We start from the raw sequence: 22,097 nt of genomic DNA, 5'->3' as shown, positions 1-22,097 counted from the left end.
CCAAGTAAAGTAGAGTCTCGTTTTTGTAGTTAACTTTACTAAAATGATTTGAGGATATTTGTTCAATATAAGGACATATATCCTCTCTTTTCTTACATAAGTAAATTTTTATTTTAAAATCGAAAATTAGTCTATTATTTATACAATGTACGAAACATATGTTTCAAAAAATTATCAGAGGATACCCCGTGTTCAAATTTGGTCATTTTACTTTAATTAATCATATAATTATTTATTAAACAGTATTTGGATTGCTGCAATTCTCTATAATCAATTTTAATCTCATTACCTAAAAAAGGGGAAAGATCATAAGTGATAAAAATTAATCAAAAATTGATAGATGTTAGTCAAATCAACCACGAAAATTTATCGTATGAAAAAACTAAAATCCTTGAATTAATGGGGAAATACAACAAGATTTATGAGTATGAAACAATAGAGCAGCTGGAATTCGAACTGTCGGTTAGGCTTCAAATCATTCAAGCAGCTGTTTTGTTAAATAATAGTGGAGTCCAATTTGCAACCTATAGTACATCTACCTGCAACGAAAACTATTGGAAACTTGAGAAAAATGGAGCCTTTGTCCTTAAACCAAATGTTTTACCTCGAACTGCGATTGAAGATATCTTCCTTAATGGAAGCAAGTATGCATTTGAATGTGCTACAGCCATGGTGATCATATTTTATAAGGCTGTTTTAGAATCGATTAATAAAGAGCAATTTAATCGCCTTTTTTCAGGTCTTTATTTATACAATTGGGTATATGACCAGGATCTTAATCTTCGTACTCATGAAGGAACGGATTTTCTACCCGGAGATTGCGTTTACTTCAAAAACCCTGAACATGACCCTAAAACTTCACAATGGCAAGGTGAAAATGCGATTATCTTAGATGAGAATCTCTATTATGGACATGGAATTGGAATTACAACGAGTCAAATCATTATTAATTTTTTAAATACAAAAAGAAAGAAAAATTCCAATAAGTCAGCATATCTTACAAATCATATTACACGTTTAAATTTTGATTATTTAAGCCCTTTTAGATTAAAAATATTCCGTGAAAGCCCCCTTATATATCAGCAGTTTTCCAATCTGATCATTTCTAAAATTGGTTCAACAACTTATTTTTTATAACACCTAAGATGTGGTATGGAAACGTCCTTTAGACATGGAATATGTATTCTCCTTTTTTTATCATTCGGGTCTGGATAAAACGTTGAGGAGTCTTTTTTTATTTTTTGGCTCTGTTAAATGATACTGTTGATATTTATACATTTCGCTTGTGTCGGACGCTTTCCGCGGGCAAGCCGCTTCCCTCGCTACGCTCAAGTATGGGTCTTGCGGCTTCTTGTTCCCGCAGGAGTCGCCGCCGTGTGAACAACTTGCTAAAATTCAACAATGAAATATAACATAGCCTACTTTTTAAGAAAAATGGTAACCAATCCTCTACCTTCTCCCTATATAAAAGGCGAAGGGGGTGAAGATATGGCACAAGCATTACTAGAAAATACGAAGCTTCGTCTCGTATTTGAGGCGGGAACGGATGAAGAAGGGAACGTCATTTATAAAACAAAAACGTATGCCAATGTCAATGAAGCGGCTACTGCTGACCAATTGTTTCAAGCAGCCAATGCCATTAGTGCTCTTTCAACTCGTCCGCTTGTCGGCATCAATCGAGAAGATCGCTACAACATCGTTTAATTATTAAAGAATAATAGGTAAATAGAAAGAGAGGAGGATAAAGATGGCTAAATCTTTAGAACTACAATTTTTAACTAGCGAAGGAAAAAAGGTGACGATATCAGTAGATGAACCAATTGAACCCGTCGACTCCATTCAAGTGAAACAGTCGATGGATCAAATTATTCAATCGGATGCCTTTTTAACACCGTCTGGTCCGCTCGCTTCCATAGAAGGCGCCCGCGTTGTCGAACGCAATGTGACAGAAGTAACGGTGGAATAATCATAGAAGGGACAAGGCGAATCCTGCTTTGTCCCTTTTGTCTCATAGGAGGGAGTATCGATGAACGAATGGATGAATATTATAAGTGAAGTGAGTTTTCCGATTTTTGTCAGTTTTTATTTGCTGTATCGTATTGAAACGAAACTTGAAGCTGTGAATCAATCGATTCAAAGTTTACCTGATCGTTTAAAAGGGATATGGAATTAAATACATGTTCAATGACTAAAAATCGTATTAAATGGACAAATTCCGCGAATGACTTTGTCCAAATACGTACCTGTCACATAGTTTATTAAAGAGGTGGTTAATTTTTATAAGGGAGTGTTTCTCGTGTCACAATATTATCATCATCTTTGTGCAAGAAATATCGGCAGGATGGTACAAATTCGGGATCGGTTTGGACGAGTTCATCGAGGAGTGATTCATCGGGTAAGTCGTACACACGTGTTTATTCGTCCTATTCGACCTGCTGTGCCAAGAGGTTTCGGTTATGGGTTAGGTTACCGTCGCTTTGGGCGTCCGTTCTTTCGAAGAAGATTTGCATTTGGAGCGGCCATTGGAATTGCTCTCGGTGCGATTATCGCATTTTCCTTAATCCCTTTCGCGTTTTTTTAAAAAACGTGAGCAAAAAAAAATGAACAGAGGAGAGACTTATTACAATCTCCTCTGTTTGCCCACTTAATACCCGAACCCGATGGCTCCGATAATGATTAACAAGATAAACAATACAACGATGAGCGCAAATCCGCCTGCATAGCGGCCATATCCAAACCCACCGCAGGACCCATAATATCCGTAATGCATGTATATCACCCCTTATTTCATTCATACAAATGATTAATTGAAGCCGTATCCGATGTAGCTAGATCCAACAATAATGAGTAAAATGAATAACACAACTATTAGCGCAAATCCGCCTCCGTAAAATCCACCTTTTCCGTCAGCCATAAATTTGTCTCCTCCTCATAAAATCTAATTACATCATCATCATATGTAATAAAGAAAAATGTGTATGGGTAAGTGCCCGGAATCTTGAATGTTTAAACTAATACAACCCCCCAGATAGCTTCCAGCTATTCTGAGGGGTTGTTTTGGTTGTAAAATATTTTAAGTGGAGACTTTTTAGGATGTTAATGGGACGAACGATTCCATTCGTTTTCTAATTTTATGAATGAATCATTAATTTTTTGTGTTGCATATTGCACAATGTCTTTTTGTTCATCATATTGTTTTAAGTCTATTGGTTCACAGATTAAAATGGTAATCTTTTTTTCTCTCACAAGCTGTCTCCAACTAAGTGGGCCATGATATACCGCAGGTAATATGGGGACATTTGCTTTGTTCGCAATCCAAGCCGCTCCTTTTTTTAGTGAATTATTCTCCATTGTTCGTGTTCCAGAGGGAAAGATGCCTACAATATGGCCATCTTTTAAACGTTTAATGGAATTTTTCATCACACCTGGTCCGGGATTGTTTCTATTGACCGGAAATGCATGCAAGGATGTTAACAATTTACCTATGAACTTATTTTGAAAAAGTTCTTGTTTTGCCATAAAATGAATAGGTTGAGGATACAGAGCTAGAGCAAGGAAAAGAATATCCAGCCATGTGCGATGGGTACATACGGCTACAAATGGACCCGATTTAGGAATCCGCTCGCGATAAACCACCTGATATTGAATACGAAATATTTTTAGTAGGAATACCAGAATCGTTTTTGCAAATCGATACATAGTTCCCTCCTGGTGATAAATTGTCATCTCATTGCTAAATCATAACATATGTTTCCAAAAAATGTGTAGTCATTTCGTTGATCAATAGGTATAATTAGAACAAATGTTCGAATTTCTTTGTACATAACTATTTACGACCGTATGGAACTATCGAATGGTTATTATAAAATAGTAGTAAAGAAGGGAGAGTACTAGAATGAAATTTATTCATACAGCCGATTGGCATTTAGGAAAGCTCGTTCACGGACTATACATGACGGAAGAACAACGAGTTGTCTTAGACCAATTCGTTCAACTTGTGGCGGAAGAACAACCAGATGCAGTCATTGTGGCTGGAGATTTATATGATCGTTCGGTTCCACCAACAGAAGCGGTTGAACTATTAAATGAAGTTTTTTATCGAATCAACGTTGAATTAACAGTTCCGATTTTAGCGATTGCTGGTAATCATGATAGTGCGGAGCGCCTCTCTTTTGGTTCGGCGTGGTACCGGCATCACAAGTTGTACTTAAGCGGAAAAATCGAACGGACATTAGAACCTGTTCGGATGAACGGAGTCAATTTCTATTTAGTTCCTTATGCAGAACCAGGCGTCGTTAGACAGCTGTTCGAAGATGAATCGATCCATTCACACCAAGATGCGATGCAACGGATCGTTGGAGAGATTGAATCAACGATGAATCCGAACGAACCAAACGTATTGATTGGGCATGCGTTTGTTTTAGGTGGAAAAACAACCGATTCAGAACGGATCTTATCCGTTGGAGGGAGTGGATGTGTCCACCAAGATGTATTTTCTCCTTTTACCTATACGGCACTAGGACATTTACATAGCCCAGACGCGATCCGTCATGACTCAATCCGTTATTCCGGCTCGTTGTTAAAATATTCGTTTTCTGAGGCAAAACAAAGAAAAAGCATTAGTATCGTTGAAATTGATGATGGTGGGAATCTACTAATAAATGAACGTACATTAACACCGAAACGAGATTTACGAGAGATTGAAGGATATTTAGAAGAATTGTTGGATCCATCTTTTTATCAAACACAACAAGTGGAAGATTATTTAAAAATCACCTTATTAGATGAAGGAGCTCTGATTGACCCTATACAAAAACTCCGTCAAGTGTATCCTAATGTGCTTCACCTTGAACGTAAATTAGAACGCCAACAGAAACTTTCTTCAAATCTACATTCCCATTCTCAGGAGAAAAAGTCAGAATTTGATTTGTTTGCTCAATTTTATGAGGAAATGACTATGACGGAATTATCTGAACAAGAAAGGGACGCCATGATTCAAATCATTGACGAAGTGAAAAAGGAGGAAGCATTCCTATGAGACCGCTTGAATTGACGATGCAAGCGTTTGGTCCATACGCTGGTACCGAAACGATTGATTTTCGAAAGCTAGGAAATCGGACGATGTTTGTCATCTCAGGTAAAACAGGGGCAGGGAAAACAACAATTTTTGACGGCATTTCGTTCGCTATTTATGGGAAAGCTAGTGGTGCTGACCGGGCTGGATCAGATTTACGGAGCCATTTTGCAAAAGATGATGTACCGACGGAAGTCTCTTTAACGTTTACCCTTCGTGGAAAAACGTATCGGATTTGGCGATCACCTCAACAACAAAAGAAAAAGGCAAGAGGGGATGGGTATACAATCGTTAACGCCCGGGCTGAGCTTTATGAACGGAATGAAAATGGAGAGGATATTTTAATCGCTGGAAACGTTCGAGAAGTGGATGAAAAAATAATGGATCTTATTCAACTTGATGCAAATCAGTTCCGGCAAATCGTGATGATTCCTCAAGGAGAATTTCGAAAACTACTAGTGTCTGATAGTAAAGATAAAGAAACGATTTTACAGCGCCTTTTTCACACCGAAATCTATAAAAAAATGGAAGAAAAGCTAAAAGAAAAAGCAAATGAACTAAAATCAAAGGTTGAACAAAAACATACAGAACAAATGGATGCATTAAAAAGCTTGCATGTTCTTCACCATGAAGGGTTACAACAAGTCGTCCAAGAAGGGGCGATTCATCACCCGGAATGGGAGAAGTGGCTTGTGGAAGAAATCGAATGGATGCAGGGACAATTAACGAATCTTTCTAAAATGAGAAAGGATAAAGAAAATGAACGCGACATGTGGCAGAAGAAAAAATTTGAAGCACAAGCCATTGTTCAACAATTTCATTTAAAAGAAAAGCTCGAACAAGAAAAACATCAATTAGAACAAAAACAACCAACCATTCGCCAACTTGAACAACAAATTGAGCAAGCTTATCGTGCCCAAACGTTACAAACTCAAGAACAATTATGCAAAAAAATTCGAACAGAAATTGATGAGCAACTTCTTCAACTAAAAAAAAGTAACGTTGAGTGGGAAAACAGAAAAAAGATGTTGCAACAGGCAATTGAAAAACTGAACGTGTTAAAGGAGAAAGAACCTACATATAAAGCATTAAGTGAAGAAAAAGGAAGGTTAGAGAACCTATTACCTTATGTAAAAAAGCTTGAAGAAACGAAACAGAAATTTTTCGCTGTAGAAAAGCAATGGAAAGAGAAAGTGAACGAAGAACAAGAAACGTTAAAACAATTACAATTGGTTGAAGGAAAAATACATGACGCCACCCTATATGAGAAAGAAGTAAGTTCCCTGCAACTAGAAAAGCTGGAACTCTCCAACAAAAGACAACAATTGTACCATACGTTAACGAAGGGAAAGCGACTTCAACAATTGATTCAAGAAGACCATTCGATTTCCAAACAATTAGAAAAGAAATTGGGATTACTTGCTCAATTAGAACGTGTGCGCAAGGATGATCAACAACTTGTAGAACGGCTACAAACCGAGTGGAAAAAAGGACAAGCCAGCCTTCTAGCTGCTCATCTTGAAGAAGGCGAGCCATGCCCAGTATGCGGTTCCGTGCATCACCCGCTTCCAGCAACAGGTGATAAGAGTGTGCCAAAAGAAGAGGATATAGAGGCAGCCGTTGAACAATTAAAACGTCGGGAAGAAGAAATACGCCAAGTGGAGCACCAAGTGTCTGAATTGAGAACAGAACATATTCGTATCCAAACATCTTTACAAGAAATTCAACGAGATGTGTATGAGCAAGATCCTGAGGCTAAGACATGGGAACTTGATGAATGGATGCAAATACGATTAAGTGACCAAGAAACGATGGAAGGTCGCTTAAAAGAAATCGCATTTAAATTAGAAGAAATTCAAGCCAAAATGGGACAATTAGACCATTGGAAACAGACATATGAACAACTGACCGCCCGACTCGAGAACATCCAACAGCAACGGGAAGAGTGGTATCATCAATACATGGAATGTAAAGCGCAAGTTCAATCGATGGAAAACTCTTTACCAGAACATTTACGCACAAAAGAAGCTTTTTACTCACGATATGAAAAGATTCAGGAAGACCTTCAAACGTACGAACGCCATTTAGAACAGACAAAAGAACAAGTACAGCAGTGGAAGGAAGCAGTATCAGCAGATGAAGCTAGAAAACAAGAGATCAAAAAACATATTCAAAGCCGTGAACAATCATTACAACACGAAAGAGAACTGTTCAAAAAACAATTAGAAGAACAAGGATTCACTTCCTATCAAGCGTATGAAAAGGCGAAAAAAACAGAAGCCGAACGAAAGGAAATGGAAACAACAGTTCGTGCATATTGGGAACGACTGACGTCAGTTGATGATCGCTTAAAAGAAGTTTCTGAATTAGTTAAAAATGTGGACAAGCCTAATGTCAAGGCAATTGACGAAAAACTAACGCAAATTGTTCAAGAAATCGAACAATATAGCGAACAGTATACATCGATGTTAGTAAGAAAAGAACATAATGAAAAGGTAGGGGAAAAACTCAAAAAACTTCGCGAACAAATGCAACAAATGGAAGTATCTTTTCAACTAATCGGGCATTTAGCTGATATTACGAAAGGACAAAATCGTTACCGAATGACGTTTGAACGATTTGTATTAGCTGCGTTTTTAGACGAAATATTACTCGTTGCAAATGAACGACTCCGCAAGATGACGAGTGGCCGGTATCAACTTCTTCGTAAAACGGACCGCTCCAAAGGAAATGTTCAGAGCGGTTTAGAAATATTAGTATTTGACCAGTATACAGGGCAACAACGACATGTAAAAACACTATCAGGTGGAGAAAGCTTTAAAGCATCGCTTGCGTTAGCTCTTGGTTTATCAGAAGTGGTTCAACAATATGCTGGCGGTGTGTCGTTAGAAACGATGTTTATTGATGAAGGATTTGGTACGTTGGATCCGGAATCGCTAGACCAAGCCGTTGAATCGTTAATGGACATTCAACAAAGTGGCCGCTTAGTTGGGATTATCTCCCATGTGCCTGAATTAAAGGAGCGGATTGACGCTCGGTTAGAAGTAATTGCAACAAAAGAAGGAAGTCGAACGGAATTTATCTTTCATTAATCTCTCACAGAAGGCTAGAAGATGTATCATTAGCAGGCGTTGGAATCCATGAAATCGAAGGTAGTCGTTTTTAGATGGAAAGGAGGCAACCGATGGAAAAAAGTTATATCATCGGTACACGGATATTTTTATTTGTGATTTCATTAGGTTTATTAACGATGACGTTTTTCTTCATTCAATTAGGAAAACCGATATTTGCCGTCATTTCCGCCATTATAGGTTTTCTTTCTATTTTGATGCAACTATTTGTCAATCAAAAAAGGCAAAAAATATAAACTAAAAGTGCACTTATACCATTAAGAAAAAGGAGCCCATGTTTTGGACTCCTTTTTATTCATTGTTCCAAATAATTTCGCCACATTGATTTTTTTCATCAAGTTCAACATGAAAATGATGTTTTTCGTAAAAATGAACAAGCCGGTCAATATGATCCCAATCACGCTTCGCAATTTCACCTGTAATGGTATGAATGTTTTGATTGGTCGCAATTTCTTTTAAATAGTTCATACATATAGAGCCGTATCCTTTATTGACTGGTCCACGAATGTCGTCAATGTGGATCGTATACTTATCTTCGTATTGGGCATGCAACGAAAAATCCCAAGTTCCTTGATAGGGTGTTTCACTATCTGTAACCATGATTCGACAAATATTTCCATCATCTTTACCGTAAACAACAACCCAATTTTCATGTTTATCTTGGTCAATTCCAAGTACTTGATATTTTTTTGCAACTTCCTTCAAATTTTCCTGCATACGAAATAGTTGGAACTCTAATGAATCTAAATCTTTTTGTAACTCGTCGGCATCCTTCTTTTTTTCCTTTACGAACCAAACTGAGGGATAAGACATCACGAACTCCTTTCTTTGTTTCATATTTGATTCCGTTCAGACTATACATTTTGCCATTTTACTAGAAGTTAACTATCAATGCAAATGAATCTACTATTTTTTATGTATGGATAAAAACCAAAAAGTGATAATCTATAATGAAAATTAAATTAAAATTACTATAAAAGATGAATATCAAAATATATTTAATATAATATACATAGATCTTCTTTACATGGTCATGACAAGGAGGAAGATAATGATGAAACTACTGAACCAATGCCTGAATTAACAGGGGCGACAGCTTGGATTAATGGAGAAGTATCAAAGGAGAATTAATGGGAGAAAAACCAACGTTAATTCATTTTTGGTCAGTAAGTTGCCATTTATGTAAAGAAGCGATGCCTGAAGTCAATAAGTTACGCGATGAATATGTTGACCGCTAAATGTTGTTGCCGTACATATGCCTCGTTCAGAAGATGACTTAGATTTAAATGTCATTGAAGCGATGGCGATGGGGCATGATATTACTCAACCGATTTTTGTTGATAACCAACATAAGCTAACGGATGCGTTCCAAAATCAATATGTTCCTGCCTACTATGTTTTTGATAAAGAAGGGAAATTACGGCACTTTCAAGCTGGTGGAAGTGGAATGCAGATGCTCGTAAGCGAATTGAACGAGTGCTAAATGAAGGATAGTCCCATTCAAAGAAGATCATTGATATAACCGATCATTCCTTATATATACACATGAAAAAAGACTTGTCCTAAAATGAAGGGACAAGTCTTATTTTTATTTTTTACTGTTCTTCAACTAATTCGTTAACAGAAACGGTTTTTTCTTCCATTGGTTCTTCTCGTAAATATATTCGAGCGGTTTCGTTTTTTTCGTTCACACTTTGAATGATAATTTGTTTTCCATTACATGTAACCGGAATAATATCAGGTGATTCTAAAATTTCTTTTGCACGTTGAACGTTCATTTTCATCCTCCTTCGCATTATTCATGAATAGTTTGAGTTTATTTTTAGATAATATGCATGATTGGCCGAGGAATGATGAACATTCATGGTATGAATAATAATCATTCAGTTACTTTTCCATTTCCCATGTTAGACAGGCTAAATATTCTATTTTTAGTTATGTCATTGTTGATTTTTAGCTACTTATTCACACGGCGGCGACCCAGCGGGAACAAAAAGCCGCAAGACCCATACTTGAGCGTAGCGAGGGAAGCGGCATGCGGCTTGCCCGTCGTTTAACAGAGTTTTTTTAAGTAACCTTCAGAAATCTATGTCGTTTGACAAAATTACCTTTGCGTCCATAACATAGCCTTAAAAAAAACACACCTGAATCCATCAGGTGTGAATGCCCGGTTGTTGATGAAAGGAGGAACAGTGAGTGAAAGCTATTAATAAATAGCTTACATCCTTCTTAAGGGATTGATGGATAGAAAAAAAAGAAAGGAATTGTGAGGGGGGATTTTTGAAGGATGGTTTTTATATATTTAAACCCTTTCTTTTGTCTATCCTATCCTATCGTATGACAGGGTACATAATGTTGTATCCACGCTTGTCCTTAGGTATCCGCCTTTTTCGAGAATTTTACAAGTCTTTTGAGTCATCCGTAGGGAAATCATGTTCTTCATATGGATCAATCGTTTTAGATTCAGTATGTGGTAAATTTTTCTTTAAAAAGAAAAAAATAAATGCAATGACAAGTAGTAAAATAACAATAAATCCTATGGAGATAAACCATTGTAAAACCAGTTGAACCACCTCCGAACATTTTTTTCGTTTATACATATATATGAGAAATGAAAAAGAGGTATCCCTTTTCATTTGGAAAAGGTTTCGTTATGATTATTTATTGGAATGAAATAAGTAAAGGAAGATGGCAATGATTATTCAGTCAGATTATGAATTGGATCAATTGAAAACGATTGGGCAAATTGTGGCCCGAATTCGAGATGAGATGAAAGAGGCGGCTGAGCCTGGAATTACAACAAAAGAATTAGATGAATTAGCTGGGAAGTTATTTAAACAATACGAAGCTGAAAGCGGGCCGAAAAAAGACTACAATTTTCCGGGTTTTACATGCATTAGTGTAAATGATGAAGTGGCCCATGGGATTCCCGGAGATCGAGTCATTCAGGAAGGGGATTTAGTGAATATCGATGTTTCTGGTTCTTATAACGGATTTTACGCAGACACCGGTATTTCGTTTTTAGTTGGAAAAGGAAGCCCTAAAATTGAAGAGTTGTTACAGGCCACAGATCAAGTGTTTCAAAAAGGACTTGAGAAAGCAAAAGCGGGAAAAAAACAAAATCAAATCGGAAAAGCGGTGATGAATGAAGCAAGGAGATTAGGCTTTCATGTTATCAAAAATTTAACAGGTCATGGTATCGGCCGCTCCTTGCATGAGGCACCTGAACATATTTTAAATTATTACGACCCTTGGGACCAACAGTTATTAAAAAATGGGATGGTTATAGCTTTTGAGCCTTTCGTTTCCTTGAAGGCAGAGATGGTCGTTGAATCGGGAGATGGCTGGACATACAAAACTCCCGATCAAAGCCTTGTTGCTCAAAAAGAACATACCATTGTCATTACGGAACATGAACCAATCATTTTAACTTTATAGATGCATGTACCATCTTTATTTTAAAGGCTATGTTATATGTCATTGTTGATATTTAGCAAGTTATTTACACGGCGGCGACTTCAGCGGGAACAAGAAGCCAGGCAAGACCCATACTTGAGCGAAGCGAGGGAAGCAGCTTGCACCTTGCCCGCGGAAAGCGTCCGCCACAAGCGTAATGTATACATATCATCAGTATCGTTTAACAGCGCCCATTTAAAAAGGTAAGCAACCATTCGTATGGCTGCTTACCTTTTTTCATGTTCTTTGCTCAAGATTATTGATTTTTTAAAGTGGGGTCTTTTGCTTTCATTATAAGAATACCTTATTCTATCATTTTTGGAATCATCTAAAATTAGAAATAAAAAATTTAAATAATATGTTTCAAATTGCGGGAAGATGGGTAATAGTTGTTTGACGCCCCATTTTAAATCAATGCCCCATGTATGCCCTTGTTAATTATCACCATTATTTACCGCTATATACTATATTCAGTTTAAAAGGGGGAGTGTGGACTAAACATGAAATATTTAATCGATTGGCCAACTTTTATTGGCGCTTTAGTAATTTTATTTGGAGTTACGATTCCACTTATTCTTTTTCCTGAACAAGGAGAGGCATTTGTTCTATCGTTAAATCGTTTGATCACCGAAAATTTTGGCGTTTTATATTTAGTGATGGGGCTAGTTGTTTTTATCTTTTTAATGTATATAGCGTTCAGTAAATATGGTCAAATTAAAATGGGAAATCAAGATCCAGAATTTTCTACAGCATCTTGGGCAGCGATGATGTTTTGTGCAGGGATCGGATCAAGCATTTTGTATTGGGGAACCATTGAATGGGCGTACTATTATACATCTCCGCCATTTGGCGCCAAACCAATGTCACAAGAAGCAATCAAGTGGGCAGCAACGTACGGAATGTTCCATTGGGGACCAATTGCGTGGGCGATTTATTGTTTACCAGCCTTACCCATTGCTTATTTTTATTACAAGAAAAAACGGCCGATTTTAAAAATTAGTGAAGCGTGCCGTCCGGTCATTGGGCGTTATGCGGACGGTTGGGCAGGAAAAGTCATCGATATCCTCTTTATGTTTGGACTATTAGGTGGAGCAGGTACGACATTAGCGATGGGGACACCGCTAATCGCATCCGGGTTGAATAAAATGACCGGACTAGAAGAATCAATGACAATGAAAACCATTATTCTATTCGTATGTACTGTTGTTTTTGCAATTAGTTCATATTCTGGATTACGTAAAGGGATTAAAGTATTAAGTGACGTAAATTTATGGTTATCCATCGGTCTATTGGCATTTATTTTTGTGGTAGGACCAACTGTATTTATGGCAGAGACTACCGTTTCTAGTCTGGGGATTTTATTTGACCATTTCTTTCGGATGAGTACTTGGTTAGAGCCATTCAATAATTTAGGCCCGTTCGAACGGACAGGATTCCCAGAAGGATGGACCGTATTTTATTGGGCATGGTGGCTTGTTTATGCTCCATTTATCGGGTTATTTGTGGCCAAAATATCAGCAGGACGTACTGTGAAAGAAATCATTCTAGGGACGATTTTCTACGGAACAATCGGTTGTGTACTATTTTTCGGTATTTTAGGTAACTTTGGATTATATTTAGAACTAACTGGACAATATTCCGTTGTGCAAGTCCTACAAGAACAAGGGGCTCCAGCAGCGATTATTGGAACGATTAGCCAATTGCCACTAAGTGAACTGGTGATTCCGGTCTTTCTCTTATTGGCCATTATTTTCCTATCTACCACCTTCGATTCCGGTTCATACATTTTAGCTTCAGTTGTTCAGAAAAAAGTCGACGATGAACCACTCCGTTGGAATCGATTATTTTGGGCATTTGCGCTTTCGTTATTACCGGTTACATTGATGTATATAGGAGGACTTTCAGCTCTTCAAACGGCAAGTATCGTTGCTGGTTTCCCGCTTCTATTCCTCACATGGATATTAGGTGTATCGTTTGTTCGGGCAGCCAGAAAGGATTTAGAGAAGCTAGCTACCATTCCTTCAAAAAAGCAGGCAAGCTAATGAAAAAATATCTGTTTGAAGGGGTTATAAAAAACTCGCAATCATAGTCGAGAGAATGGACTCTCGGCTGTTTTTATGCATTCAAATAAGAACGGGCCACAGGCAATTATTAAATTTGCATGAAAAGGCGTATGTTCTTTACGTATTACGTTCACAATGAAATAGGAACAAGTGACTAAGGAGACGATTCATGTGAAGTTTTTATTGTTGGTCATCGGGATGTTTCTTTTATATATTACATCCATTCGACTTTTAGGCAAAACTGCATTAGCTCAATTAACGCCACACGATTTTGGGGCTATCATTTTTTTAGCGTACATCGCGTGTGCACCTATTACCATTCATTCATATAAAAAAGCTTGCATCGCGATTATTGCATTAGTTATCGTCCATTTAGTCATTTCTAAATTAAATTTAATCAATCGTCTGACCAAATTTATTATCGGGAATCCCGTTGAATTTATTCAGCATGGGAAAATTAATATTTCAAACTTAAAAAAACAACGCTACCCATTATCTGAACTGTTATCTGCTATTCGGACTGCGGGATTTCCTTCAGTCGACCAAATAGAATATGCGATTTTAGAACCTAATGGAAATATGAGTGTGATACCAAAGCCTGAATACGCGCCCCTTTCTAAATATTTACTTCATTCTTCCGAAGATTCTCAGCCATTGCCGATTTCGCTCATATTGGAAGGGAAGATTCAGCATCAACAATTAAAAAAGCTCAATCGGTCCAATGAGTGGTTAATGGAACAATTAAGGAATAAAGGAGTGAATGATGTGAACAACGTGTTTTATGCGTACACATTAGGGGAAGATGGTCCTGTATATGTTCAATTAATCAATGAGCATCATAAAGATATATTATTATAGGCTATGTTATATTTCATTGTTGATTTTTAGCAAGTTGTTCACACGGCGGCGACTTTAGCGGGAATAATAAGACAAGCAAGACCATTACTTGAGCGTTGCGAGGGAAGCGGCTTGCACCTTGCCTCGGAAAGCGTCCGCCACAAGCGAAATGTATACATATCAACCGTATCGTTTAACAGACATTCATGCCAATTGACATTGGCACATCGATGAATGAAATAACAGTAAAAGTTATCCACAGTTATTTTTGGGTAGAGCCTTATTATAAAATATTTTTTCGAATAGAAAACAGTAAGACCAATCGCTGAGGACTTGGTCTTTTTTATTTATATAACATTTATTACATTCTGATGTTAAAAATGATTTGACAATAAATTTTTCATTATATATCATTGAATTTGCTGGTTTCAGCAGCTGGTTTTGTTACTATTTTCATTGATGATTAAAAAGCTTAATATTATTAAAGGATGGGTGAATACATGTCGAGAGAGCCTTACTTTGATAACGTTAAAGCCATCCTCATCATTTTAGTAGTTTTCGGTCACATTCTTTCAAAAATCATCTATGAAAGTGAATGGGTTGCTTCCATCTATTTGTTTATCTATTTATTTCATATGCCCGCTTTTGTTTTAGTCGCTGGATACTTTTCAAAAACGATAAAATCGCATAAAGATATCTGGAAGCTTGTACAAAAATTTTTAATTCCATATTTTATATTTCAAATCATTTACACCATTTATTATCAGTCGATGTTTGGGGATGATGTTGAATTTTCATTATTAACCCCAAGATGGGCGCTTTGGTTTTTGATTAGTATGTTCTGTTGGAATATTATGCTTCCATTTTTTCGGAAATTCCAATATGGTTTTTTGTTCGCTATTACTCTATCTTTAATCGTTGGTTATTTGGAAGATGTTAATGAGTGGTTTAGTTTATCAAGAACCTTTTTCTTTTTTCCGTTTTTCTACTTAGGTCACTTGTTAGAAAAAAGACATTTCGACTGGCTTAAAATGAGGCCGTATACAATTATATCTTCCATCGTATTCATGACATTGTTCATCGTTGTATGGTTCTATGGTGATATTGAATGGAGACACTGGCTATACGGTCGTGATCCATATACAGAAATTATGGATGGATCGGAAACGTATGGATTCGCGTATCGACTTTTTGCTTACCTTGTAATGGGGATGGCTACTTTTAGCTTCCTTTCCATTGTTCCGTCAAATAAATTAGCAATCACCAAAATTGGATCAGTTACGTTTATTATTTATTTATGTCATATGTTTATTGTAAAACTCGTTCGTGAGTCAGATTTACTTGTATGGATTAAACATTCTGAACAATATTATTTACTTTTTGTTCTTGCTTGGCTGATCGTATTTCTATTATCAAGAAAACCTATGGTTTATATGAACTACTTACTACTAGGGAAAGGCTTTAAGGTAAACTCTGAATCTTCTTAAATAAGAAAAGATAACGAAACGACTTTTCTTTGATGGAAAGTCGTTTTGTATTTTGGATGTCCTTTGAAACAGGAAGCTAGATTTGTATAATCGTATTGATATCCTAAAGGAGATTAACTAATGAAAGAAATATTTCGTGAATGGCTTATAGCATTAAAAGAGGAAATCAACTATATAAAAACAATTGGGGGAAAGGGTATAGATGTAGAGAATGGACGTTGTATCCATCAAGAAGTGGAACATGCAACCTATTCATTTACCTGTCCGAACGGTGCGATGTTGTTAGAAGGGGCACCTGTTCGTCTTGTAATAGGTGAACTTTCATGTTATGGAACGGTATTATCTTTCCTTGAACGAGAAGTCATTCTTCATTTAAATGGGTATGTTGGCGAAGAAGTAGCGGAAGCTGAACTAGTTGCGGAACCTTGGGAGCTTTTAGAAAAACTGCGTCAACGAATAAAAGAAATTCCTTCATCGAAGAAAAAGCTTCGTAGGGTAAAAAACATATTGTTTCCGCCTTCCTTAGATCGTACACCTAACAAAACGTTTAAACACCATATCCATGAGCTAGCTGTTCGTTCAAAATATAATCCGGTCACGTTTATATGGGGACCGCCTGGAACAGGGAAAACGTATACGTTAGCTCGAATTGCCCTACAAAAATATATGAAAAATCAGTCGGTTCTAATTTTAGCACATAGCAATCAAGCGGTAGATGTGATTATAGAAGAAATTAGCAGGTTAACCAAAAAATATCGTGGATACGAAGAAGGACACCTATTACGATATGGTGTGGTTGGCCAGAAACTAAGGCAGACGAATCCCGCCATAAGTGTAGACCATCTCGTTCGGCAAGCGTATCCTGACTGGGTAACAAAAATGGAAGCACTTACAGAAGAACGTGCGAAGCTTATGGTCCAAATGACAAAAGGACTAGCCTCTGTCAATGATTTGAAACGACTCGACAAACAACTATTACAACTAAGAGATCAATGGAAAAAAGAAGAGGAAAAAGTAATGGAAGAGGCTAAAATCATTGGGACGACGTTATCGAAAGCAGCTGTTGATCCTATGATTTATAACCGAACGTATGACATCGTTCTAGTTGATGAGGCTAGTATGGCATACGTTCCTCAAATCGCTTTTGCATCATCACTCGGAAAACGAATCATTGTATGTGGTGATTTTCGACAATTGCCACCGATTGCTTTATCGAATCATCCACTCGTTGAAAAATGGCTAAAAGAAGACATCTTCCACCATTCAGGAGTTGATAATGTGGTGGATCAAGGAAAGAGCCATCCTCATTTATATATGTTAACGGTTCAACGAAGGATGCACCCTGACATTTCCGCTTTTACAAATCATTATATGTATGGAGGACAAGTAACGGATGATCCATCAATAGGAGCAATAAGGGGAGAAATTACAGAAAAAGCACCTTTTCCAAAGTCCTCATTTTGTTTAGTTGACCATTCGGACATGGGGATATGGGGAGGAAGACACAAAGCATCCCGCTATCATTTACTTTCGGCCCTTCTTTCTCTTACTTGGATTGAACAAGCGAAAAAAAATCATACGTCTATTGGATACGTGTCTCCATATCGTGCCCAAACGAAACTTGTATCTTCATTTTTAGAGGAGCAAGAAGAACAGGGAAATCTCCATGTTTTAGCGGCAACCGTTCATAAATATCAAGGTTCAGAACGAGACGTTCTTTTTTTTGATACGGTAGATGGGGAAGGACATGGATATATAAGCCGTATGTTAACGGGCTCTAAAAGCGACCGATTGATCAACGTTGCTTTAACTCGATCGCGCGGAAAATGTATTTTAATGAGTGATGTCAAATTTTTAGAAAAATCTAGTCGATCACAACCGATTCTTCAGTCCTTAATGTCTTATGGAAAAACAAAAACATGGGTGCAAGTAAGAAAACAACTATCTTCCATGTCACAACTATCCACTGAAAAACTTCAATGGTGGGGGAAAGAAGGGAAAAGTCGATTTCTTCATGAGCTATGTACCGCTCAATCCGTCGTCCTTTCCATTGGGAAGGGGGATAGTTTTCCAATGGATTTTATTCAATACATTCAAGAAAAAAATGAACGAATGAATTGGACCATCGTGGCACAAGAACAATTATCTGATCGACATCCTCGTTTTGAGTGGATATTGACAGAGCATCCACTTTCGTACGTAATCATAGACGAAGAAACATTATGGATCGGAAACCCACGTTTTTCTGATGGTCCGTTTTATGTCCGGGTTTGTTCCCGAAAGTTTTGTGAAACCTTGCTTTCATTCGTTAAGTAAAAAAGACTTATTTTTAAATATATACGAACGTGTTTTCTATTTTCTGTTTAATTATGGTAAAATATAGACAAGCAAAGGTATACCATTAGGGGAGGTCGGCTACCCCCTCACCATGTACCGAAAGGGGGTGAGCTGATGTCCATTTTCGAATCATTAATGTTAATGATTTCATTTAGTTCTTTAGTGGTAGTGGTGTTGTCCTTTCACCAAAAAAAATAGACCTCCCTTAATGCCCGTGAGGAAAGGTCTATAGCAAGTTGTCTATCGGCCGATTCCGAAGAATCAACCTTTGCCTGCCGAGAGTGTGCCCGCACTCTCGGTTTTTTATTGACGCGCTAGCGAGTCAACATCATACGATGGGAGTCTCCATAAGGAACTCTCCCTCGTTCTCTATTATATGTTTTTCCATTTATAAAGATACCATAAACAAATGATGTTGCAAATCAATTTTGTAGTAGTTTTTACCTATTTTTTAAATGAATGTTGCAAAATTTTGAATTATGACTAGAGTTCATGTTTTCAAGTTCACTTTAAGCATTATTTTTTTCGTTGTAAACGATATATAGCTGAATGTGGGGAAGAGGAGGATGCTTTGCTGATGGTGATTTCTAATATGGATTGTTCTAATTTTGTAGAAAGAACTCGATTCGTTAATGTAAAGGGAAACTCAATTTTCCGAGAACGTTTACAATTTTGCTCGTGATTATATAAGTTGATAAACAATGTCGAATTTTCACGAACAATTTCGATTTCATCAACTTCCAACTCTTTTAACCACGCCTCAACAATAATAGAATGCTGTGTTTCAAAAAGGTCCACTTGAAATTCTGTACAATCAAGATAAGATGTATAAGGATCTTTAAATAATTGTTCAAACCAAGCTTCAAGATTATCCGTAACGGCATGTTCTTTACGTTCTGCCATTTGAAAATCCTCCATTTATAGCTCTGATTAGAAAGCTTTACTTTTATTCATCATATTCACTCGGAAGGAAAAAGTGAGGTTCGAACAACCATTTTCAATCATAAGGAAAAAAATAATTAAATGGTTCCAGATGGAATGTCTAATTTTTTAATTTCACGTAGCCAAATTATTTAGAAAGACAAAAGCTACTAAAAATAAGACTAATATAATTTCACGCATCCAAGTAATTGATGAAAAATAACAGGGGAAAACCCCTGTCATTACAATGTATACGATTGAAAGGAACTGGAGGTTGGTGCTTTGGATTTTTGTTTACGCCAATCGTTCCAAGTAAGGATATAGACTATGATAAAACAAATACTTGATAGTTGAAAGATGGTCATTAAGTTAAGGTAAGAAGATATGAAACCGAAAAATAAAGAACTGACGCCAATTCCTAAATCAATGGCAGAATAAAACATCCCGTTAGCAACCCCGCGACGTTCGGGGATGGTTTTTGATATGACCCATGCTTGTAGAGCGGGCATCATGGAACCATAACCAAGACCGAATAATACACCAGATAATATTAACCATTCGACCGAATTCGTATAAGATAGCGTCCAAAGTCCAGTAAATGTTAACATAGAGCATATCATCATTAAATGCCAAGGACCTCGGCGGTCAAACCATTTGCCTGTGAATGGACGAACGACTATTGCGGTGAGGGCATTAAATAAATAAAATAGGAATATTTGATCAATGTTTCTCTCATTTCCAAAAATAACAATAAACGTCACGATCGTACCATATCCAAATGCAGCTAAAAAGGTAATGAATGCTGGATAAGTACCATTTCGTTCAATCATTACACGAAAAAACGAGAACTTTTTCCACTGAAGCTTGTTTTGAAGAACAGATTCAGGCGTTTCGTAATGAACACTTGTTAAAATAAGAACGGCAACAAGCCCAATTACACTTGCGACACAAATTAATGTTTCAAATCCCCAATTTTGGTACAAAATGATTCCTAAACTTGGTGCAGCAATCATAGCCACAGTCATTGATAATGCAAAATATCCCATGCCTTCACCGATTCGTTTGGATGGGACAAGTTCAACAGCTGCTGTGCCGTTCGCTGTCGTTGACCACCCCCAAGCGAATCCATGAAGAAGTCGCAACCATAAAAACAATCCGATCATAGCGGCATACATATATGAAAAGGTAAGGAGGAGTAGGGCGGTAGCTCCAACAACAACCATCCATTTTCGTTTAGAACTACCTAAAAGAAATCCAATCAACGGACGAATCAATACAGCTCCAAACGTAAATAAAGATGTGACCAGTCCAACTTCTAACGGAGAGGCACCAATTTCTTTCGCTTGCGGTGGTAATGTCGGCAACAACATTTGAAAGCTCATAAACACAAACATGTTCCCAAGAACTAATAAAGTAAACGACTTCGTCCAAAGTCGCGTCTCATCACACTGCATAAAATAACTCCTCTCAAAAACTATTTCGAATCACGAAAAATATTATACTACGAGGAAACGAAAATAAAAAGAAAAACAACTTCTTCTACCAATATATAATTTCACGCACCCAAATTTTTATTTTAAAATAAATATAAAAAAGTAAATAAAGAGGAAAATCGGGTTTCCAACAGGGAAGCGTGAAGACAAAAGAAAGGGATTTAACCCTATAAATCAAAACCTTGTGATGATCAAACATGCCGAAAAGTTTTGAATTAGAATTATTATTTATATACAAGTCCCCCTTTATTACGTATAATGTTGAAAAAAGACAATTACATAGGGAATGGAAAATGGGTGCTGTTAGAAAGACAGCTTAAAAGGGAAGTTTGGTGAAAATCCAACGCGGTCCCGCCACTGTGAATGGAGAGCATCTTATAAGAGACCACTATGCATTTTGCATGGGAAGGTATAGGATGCGATGAACCATGAGCCAGGAGACCTGCCCATTTTCTAGACACCATTTTACCTACGAGGATAGGGGAGGTGTCGTTGGAAGGCGGTTCGCCTGTTTGATGCCGAATCGTAGCCATTTATTGGCTATTTTACTGAATATAACGACATCTCCCTTTTTATGTAGGAGATGTCGTTTTTTATTTCCTACTAGTAGCAAAAGACATGATTAATGAAAGGAAAAGTTGAAGTAATTCCTAAAAAAGCTCGCGCTGCTGTTCGGAAGATAGAAGAAAATGATTGATAGCTCAGTACGTTAAGGGAGTGGAAGGCATAGTGATGATATTTGTTACTGGCGGTGTGCGGAGCGGAAAAAGCTCGTTTGCCGAACAGTTGGCGGTGGAAATAGCGAGTGAACATCAGCTCCATCTACATTACATTGCGACAAGTGAAGGAACGGATGACGAAATGAGAAAACGTATTACCCTTCACCGCTTAGCACGAGAAAAAAGCCCGCTGCCGTGGAAAACATGGGAATTTCCCTATCCAAATTTACATTTGATTTCGAATTTTGGAAAGGAAGATGTAATTCTTTTAGATTGTCTTACGACATGGATGGGCAATGTTTGTTTTCATCAATTTGAATGTTCTCCACCATCAACTAGCGAAGCTTTTATGAATAGTACAGTTTTAAAGGTAATGAATACCATTGACGCTTTTTCTGCTCGTGTCCATACGTTCATTCTTGTCTCCAATGAACTATTACACGATGGAAACCTTGATGACCCGTATGTGTTTGCCTATCAGAGGATGATTGGCCTCTTGCATCAAAAAATAGTCAATCGAGCAGATACAGCATTTCTTGTAGAAACAGGAATAGCGCTAAAAATGAAGGGATGATGATG

At 37.2% G+C, this 22,097-nt stretch carries 22 protein-coding genes, 1 pseudogene and 1 riboswitch; of the genes and pseudogenes, 16 read left to right on the top strand and 7 right to left on the bottom strand.

Annotated features, from left to right (window positions below; translation table 11 throughout):
* Positions 1-312: 312 nt before the first annotated feature.
* The 5 genes from H0Z31_05765 (at position 313) to H0Z31_05745 (ending at position 2,581) form a co-directional block, all read left to right on the top strand.
* Positions 313-1,137 (top strand): protein-glutamine gamma-glutamyltransferase, encoded by an 825-nt coding sequence (locus H0Z31_05765; protein ID MBO8176950.1) that lies wholly within the window; start codon positions 313-315, stop codon positions 1,135-1,137.
* Between the two features lie 351 nt (positions 1,138-1,488).
* Positions 1,489-1,704, top strand: a complete 216-nt coding sequence (locus H0Z31_05760; protein ID MBO8176949.1) for a DUF1659 domain-containing protein — start codon at positions 1,489-1,491, stop codon at positions 1,702-1,704.
* Positions 1,705-1,747: 43 nt separating this feature from the next.
* A complete protein-coding gene (locus H0Z31_05755; GenBank protein ID MBO8176948.1) occupies positions 1,748-1,966 on the top strand; it encodes a DUF2922 domain-containing protein in 219 nt (72 codons plus the stop codon).
* A 60-nt stretch (positions 1,967-2,026) separates the two neighbouring features.
* Positions 2,027-2,173 (top strand): YvrJ family protein, encoded by a 147-nt coding sequence (locus tag H0Z31_05750; GenBank protein MBO8176947.1) that lies wholly within the window; start codon positions 2,027-2,029, stop codon positions 2,171-2,173.
* A gap of 168 nt (positions 2,174-2,341) precedes the next feature.
* On the top strand, positions 2,342-2,581 hold the full coding sequence (locus tag H0Z31_05745) for a hypothetical protein (GenBank protein ID MBO8176946.1): 240 nt from the start codon (positions 2,342-2,344) through the stop codon (positions 2,579-2,581).
* Between the two features lie 63 nt (positions 2,582-2,644).
* Here the strand turns inward: H0Z31_05745 and H0Z31_05740 are convergent, their stop codons facing one another.
* The 3 genes from H0Z31_05740 to H0Z31_05730 all read right to left on the bottom strand — a co-directional run bounded on the left by H0Z31_05740 (position 2,645) and on the right by H0Z31_05730 (position 3,699).
* The gene (locus tag H0Z31_05740) at positions 2,645-2,770 is read right to left on the bottom strand and encodes a YjcZ family sporulation protein (GenBank protein ID MBO8176945.1); all 126 of its coding nucleotides are present in this window, start codon (positions 2,768-2,770) and stop codon (positions 2,645-2,647) included.
* Positions 2,771-2,803: 33 nt separating this feature from the next.
* A complete protein-coding gene (locus H0Z31_05735; protein ID MBO8176944.1) occupies positions 2,804-2,914 on the bottom strand; it encodes a YjcZ family sporulation protein in 111 nt (36 codons plus the stop codon).
* Between the two features lie 182 nt (positions 2,915-3,096).
* Positions 3,097-3,699, bottom strand: coding sequence for a 1-acyl-sn-glycerol-3-phosphate acyltransferase (locus H0Z31_05730; protein ID MBO8176943.1), 603 nt, complete (start codon positions 3,697-3,699; stop codon positions 3,097-3,099).
* A gap of 196 nt (positions 3,700-3,895) precedes the next feature.
* Here H0Z31_05730 and H0Z31_05725 point away from each other — a divergent pair, with 196 nt between their 5' ends.
* The 3 genes from H0Z31_05725 (at position 3,896) to H0Z31_05715 (ending at position 8,441) form a co-directional block, all read left to right on the top strand.
* Positions 3,896-5,038, top strand: coding sequence for an exonuclease SbcCD subunit D (locus tag H0Z31_05725; protein MBO8176942.1), 1,143 nt, complete (start codon positions 3,896-3,898; stop codon positions 5,036-5,038).
* Positions 5,035-8,166 carry an SMC family ATPase gene (locus tag H0Z31_05720; GenBank protein MBO8176941.1) on the top strand — a complete coding sequence of 1,044 codons (3,132 nt, stop codon included), beginning with the start codon at positions 5,035-5,037 and terminating at the stop codon, positions 8,164-8,166. The genes H0Z31_05725 and H0Z31_05720 overlap by 4 nt, the downstream gene beginning before the upstream one ends.
* A 92-nt stretch (positions 8,167-8,258) precedes the next feature.
* Entirely contained in the window at positions 8,259-8,441 is a 183-nt protein-coding gene (locus H0Z31_05715) for a hypothetical protein (protein MBO8176940.1), read from the top strand.
* Between the two features lie 55 nt (positions 8,442-8,496).
* Here H0Z31_05715 and H0Z31_05710 read toward each other — a convergent pair whose 3' ends face one another.
* A complete protein-coding gene (locus H0Z31_05710) occupies positions 8,497-9,018 on the bottom strand; it encodes a GNAT family N-acetyltransferase (protein MBO8176939.1) in 522 nt (173 codons plus the stop codon).
* 258 nt (positions 9,019-9,276) lie between these two features.
* Between H0Z31_05710 and H0Z31_05705 the strand changes: the two are divergent.
* Positions 9,277-9,688, top strand: a pseudogene (locus H0Z31_05705) (TlpA family protein disulfide reductase).
* A gap of 112 nt (positions 9,689-9,800) precedes the next feature.
* On the opposite strand, the gene H0Z31_05700 reads toward H0Z31_05705, so the two are convergent.
* Positions 9,801-9,983: an H-type small acid-soluble spore protein gene (locus tag H0Z31_05700; protein MBO8176938.1), complete on the bottom strand. Its 183-nt coding sequence runs from the start codon at positions 9,981-9,983 to the stop codon at positions 9,801-9,803.
* 916 nt (positions 9,984-10,899) lie between these two features.
* Between H0Z31_05700 and map the strand changes: the two genes are divergently transcribed.
* The 6 genes from map (at position 10,900) to H0Z31_05670 (ending at position 18,364) form a co-directional block, all read left to right on the top strand.
* Complete coding sequence (gene map, locus H0Z31_05695; GenBank protein MBO8176937.1) at positions 10,900-11,643, top strand: type I methionyl aminopeptidase; 744 nt, start codon at positions 10,900-10,902, stop codon at positions 11,641-11,643.
* Positions 11,644-11,679: 36 nt separating this feature from the next.
* Complete coding sequence (locus H0Z31_05690) at positions 11,680-11,868, top strand: hypothetical protein (protein ID MBO8176936.1); 189 nt, start codon at positions 11,680-11,682, stop codon at positions 11,866-11,868.
* 293 nt (positions 11,869-12,161) lie between these two features.
* On the top strand, positions 12,162-13,703 hold the full coding sequence (locus H0Z31_05685; protein MBO8176935.1) for a BCCT family transporter: 1,542 nt from the start codon (positions 12,162-12,164) through the stop codon (positions 13,701-13,703).
* 192 nt (positions 13,704-13,895) lie between these two features.
* A complete protein-coding gene (locus H0Z31_05680) occupies positions 13,896-14,582 on the top strand; it encodes a DUF421 domain-containing protein (protein ID MBO8176934.1) in 687 nt (228 codons plus the stop codon).
* 479 nt (positions 14,583-15,061) lie between these two features.
* Complete coding sequence (locus H0Z31_05675) at positions 15,062-16,048, top strand: acyltransferase family protein (protein MBO8176933.1); 987 nt, start codon at positions 15,062-15,064, stop codon at positions 16,046-16,048.
* 120 nt (positions 16,049-16,168) lie between these two features.
* The gene (locus tag H0Z31_05670) at positions 16,169-18,364 is read left to right on the top strand and encodes an AAA family ATPase (GenBank protein MBO8176932.1); all 2,196 of its coding nucleotides are present in this window, start codon (positions 16,169-16,171) and stop codon (positions 18,362-18,364) included.
* A gap of 537 nt (positions 18,365-18,901) precedes the next feature.
* Here the strand turns inward: H0Z31_05670 and H0Z31_05665 are convergent.
* A complete protein-coding gene (locus H0Z31_05665) occupies positions 18,902-19,288 on the bottom strand; it encodes an Hsp20/alpha crystallin family protein (protein ID MBO8176931.1) in 387 nt (128 codons plus the stop codon).
* A gap of 260 nt (positions 19,289-19,548) precedes the next feature.
* On the bottom strand, positions 19,549-20,760 hold the full coding sequence (locus tag H0Z31_05660) for an MFS transporter (protein ID MBO8176930.1): 1,212 nt from the start codon (positions 20,758-20,760) through the stop codon (positions 19,549-19,551).
* Positions 20,761-21,077: 317 nt separating this feature from the next.
* Positions 21,078-21,264, top strand: a riboswitch (cobalamin riboswitch).
* Positions 21,265-21,531: 267 nt separating this feature from the next.
* Between H0Z31_05660 and H0Z31_05655 the strand changes: the two genes are divergently transcribed.
* Positions 21,532-22,092, top strand: a complete 561-nt coding sequence (locus H0Z31_05655) for a bifunctional adenosylcobinamide kinase/adenosylcobinamide-phosphate guanylyltransferase (GenBank protein MBO8176929.1) — start codon at positions 21,532-21,534, stop codon at positions 22,090-22,092.
* The last annotated feature ends 5 nt before the right edge of the window (positions 22,093-22,097 follow it).

Source organism: Bacillus sp. (in: firmicutes), from assembly GCA_017656295.1.
GTDB lineage: Bacteria > Bacillota > Bacilli > Bacillales > JACDOC01 > JACDOC01.
The sequence above is the reverse complement of the archived record's forward strand: the minus strand, read 5'-3'. Positions and strand labels throughout refer to the sequence as shown.

Excerpts from the sequence above, each read along its gene's own strand:
- H0Z31_05720 (MBO8176941.1), top strand. The coding sequence starts at position 5,035 with ATGAGACCGCTTGAATTGACGATGCAAGCGTTTGGTCCATACGCTGGT.
- H0Z31_05660 (MBO8176930.1), bottom strand. The coding sequence starts at position 20,760 with ATGCAGTGTGATGAGACGCGACTTTGGACGAAGTCGTTTACTTTATTA.
- H0Z31_05655 (MBO8176929.1), top strand. The coding sequence starts at position 21,532 with ATGATATTTGTTACTGGCGGTGTGCGGAGCGGAAAAAGCTCGTTTGCC.
- H0Z31_05715 (MBO8176940.1), top strand. The coding sequence starts at position 8,259 with ATGGAAAAAAGTTATATCATCGGTACACGGATATTTTTATTTGTGATT.
- H0Z31_05745 (MBO8176946.1), top strand. The coding sequence starts at position 2,342 with ATGGTACAAATTCGGGATCGGTTTGGACGAGTTCATCGAGGAGTGATT.
- H0Z31_05690 (MBO8176936.1), top strand. The coding sequence starts at position 11,680 with ATGTCATTGTTGATATTTAGCAAGTTATTTACACGGCGGCGACTTCAG.
- H0Z31_05755 (MBO8176948.1), top strand. The coding sequence starts at position 1,748 with ATGGCTAAATCTTTAGAACTACAATTTTTAACTAGCGAAGGAAAAAAG.
- H0Z31_05760 (MBO8176949.1), top strand. The coding sequence starts at position 1,489 with ATGGCACAAGCATTACTAGAAAATACGAAGCTTCGTCTCGTATTTGAG.
- H0Z31_05665 (MBO8176931.1), bottom strand. The coding sequence starts at position 19,288 with ATGGCAGAACGTAAAGAACATGCCGTTACGGATAATCTTGAAGCTTGG.
- H0Z31_05725 (MBO8176942.1), top strand. The coding sequence starts at position 3,896 with ATGAAATTTATTCATACAGCCGATTGGCATTTAGGAAAGCTCGTTCAC.
- H0Z31_05750 (MBO8176947.1), top strand. The coding sequence starts at position 2,027 with ATGAACGAATGGATGAATATTATAAGTGAAGTGAGTTTTCCGATTTTT.
- H0Z31_05685 (MBO8176935.1), top strand. The coding sequence starts at position 12,162 with ATGAAATATTTAATCGATTGGCCAACTTTTATTGGCGCTTTAGTAATT.
- H0Z31_05700 (MBO8176938.1), bottom strand. The coding sequence starts at position 9,983 with ATGAACGTTCAACGTGCAAAAGAAATTTTAGAATCACCTGATATTATT.
- H0Z31_05730 (MBO8176943.1), bottom strand. The coding sequence starts at position 3,699 with ATGTATCGATTTGCAAAAACGATTCTGGTATTCCTACTAAAAATATTT.
- H0Z31_05740 (MBO8176945.1), bottom strand. The coding sequence starts at position 2,770 with ATGCATTACGGATATTATGGGTCCTGCGGTGGGTTTGGATATGGCCGC.
- map (MBO8176937.1), top strand. The coding sequence starts at position 10,900 with ATGATTATTCAGTCAGATTATGAATTGGATCAATTGAAAACGATTGGG.
- H0Z31_05710 (MBO8176939.1), bottom strand. The coding sequence starts at position 9,018 with ATGTCTTATCCCTCAGTTTGGTTCGTAAAGGAAAAAAAGAAGGATGCC.
- H0Z31_05735 (MBO8176944.1), bottom strand. The coding sequence starts at position 2,914 with ATGGCTGACGGAAAAGGTGGATTTTACGGAGGCGGATTTGCGCTAATA.
- H0Z31_05670 (MBO8176932.1), top strand. The coding sequence starts at position 16,169 with ATGAAAGAAATATTTCGTGAATGGCTTATAGCATTAAAAGAGGAAATC.
- H0Z31_05675 (MBO8176933.1), top strand. The coding sequence starts at position 15,062 with ATGTCGAGAGAGCCTTACTTTGATAACGTTAAAGCCATCCTCATCATT.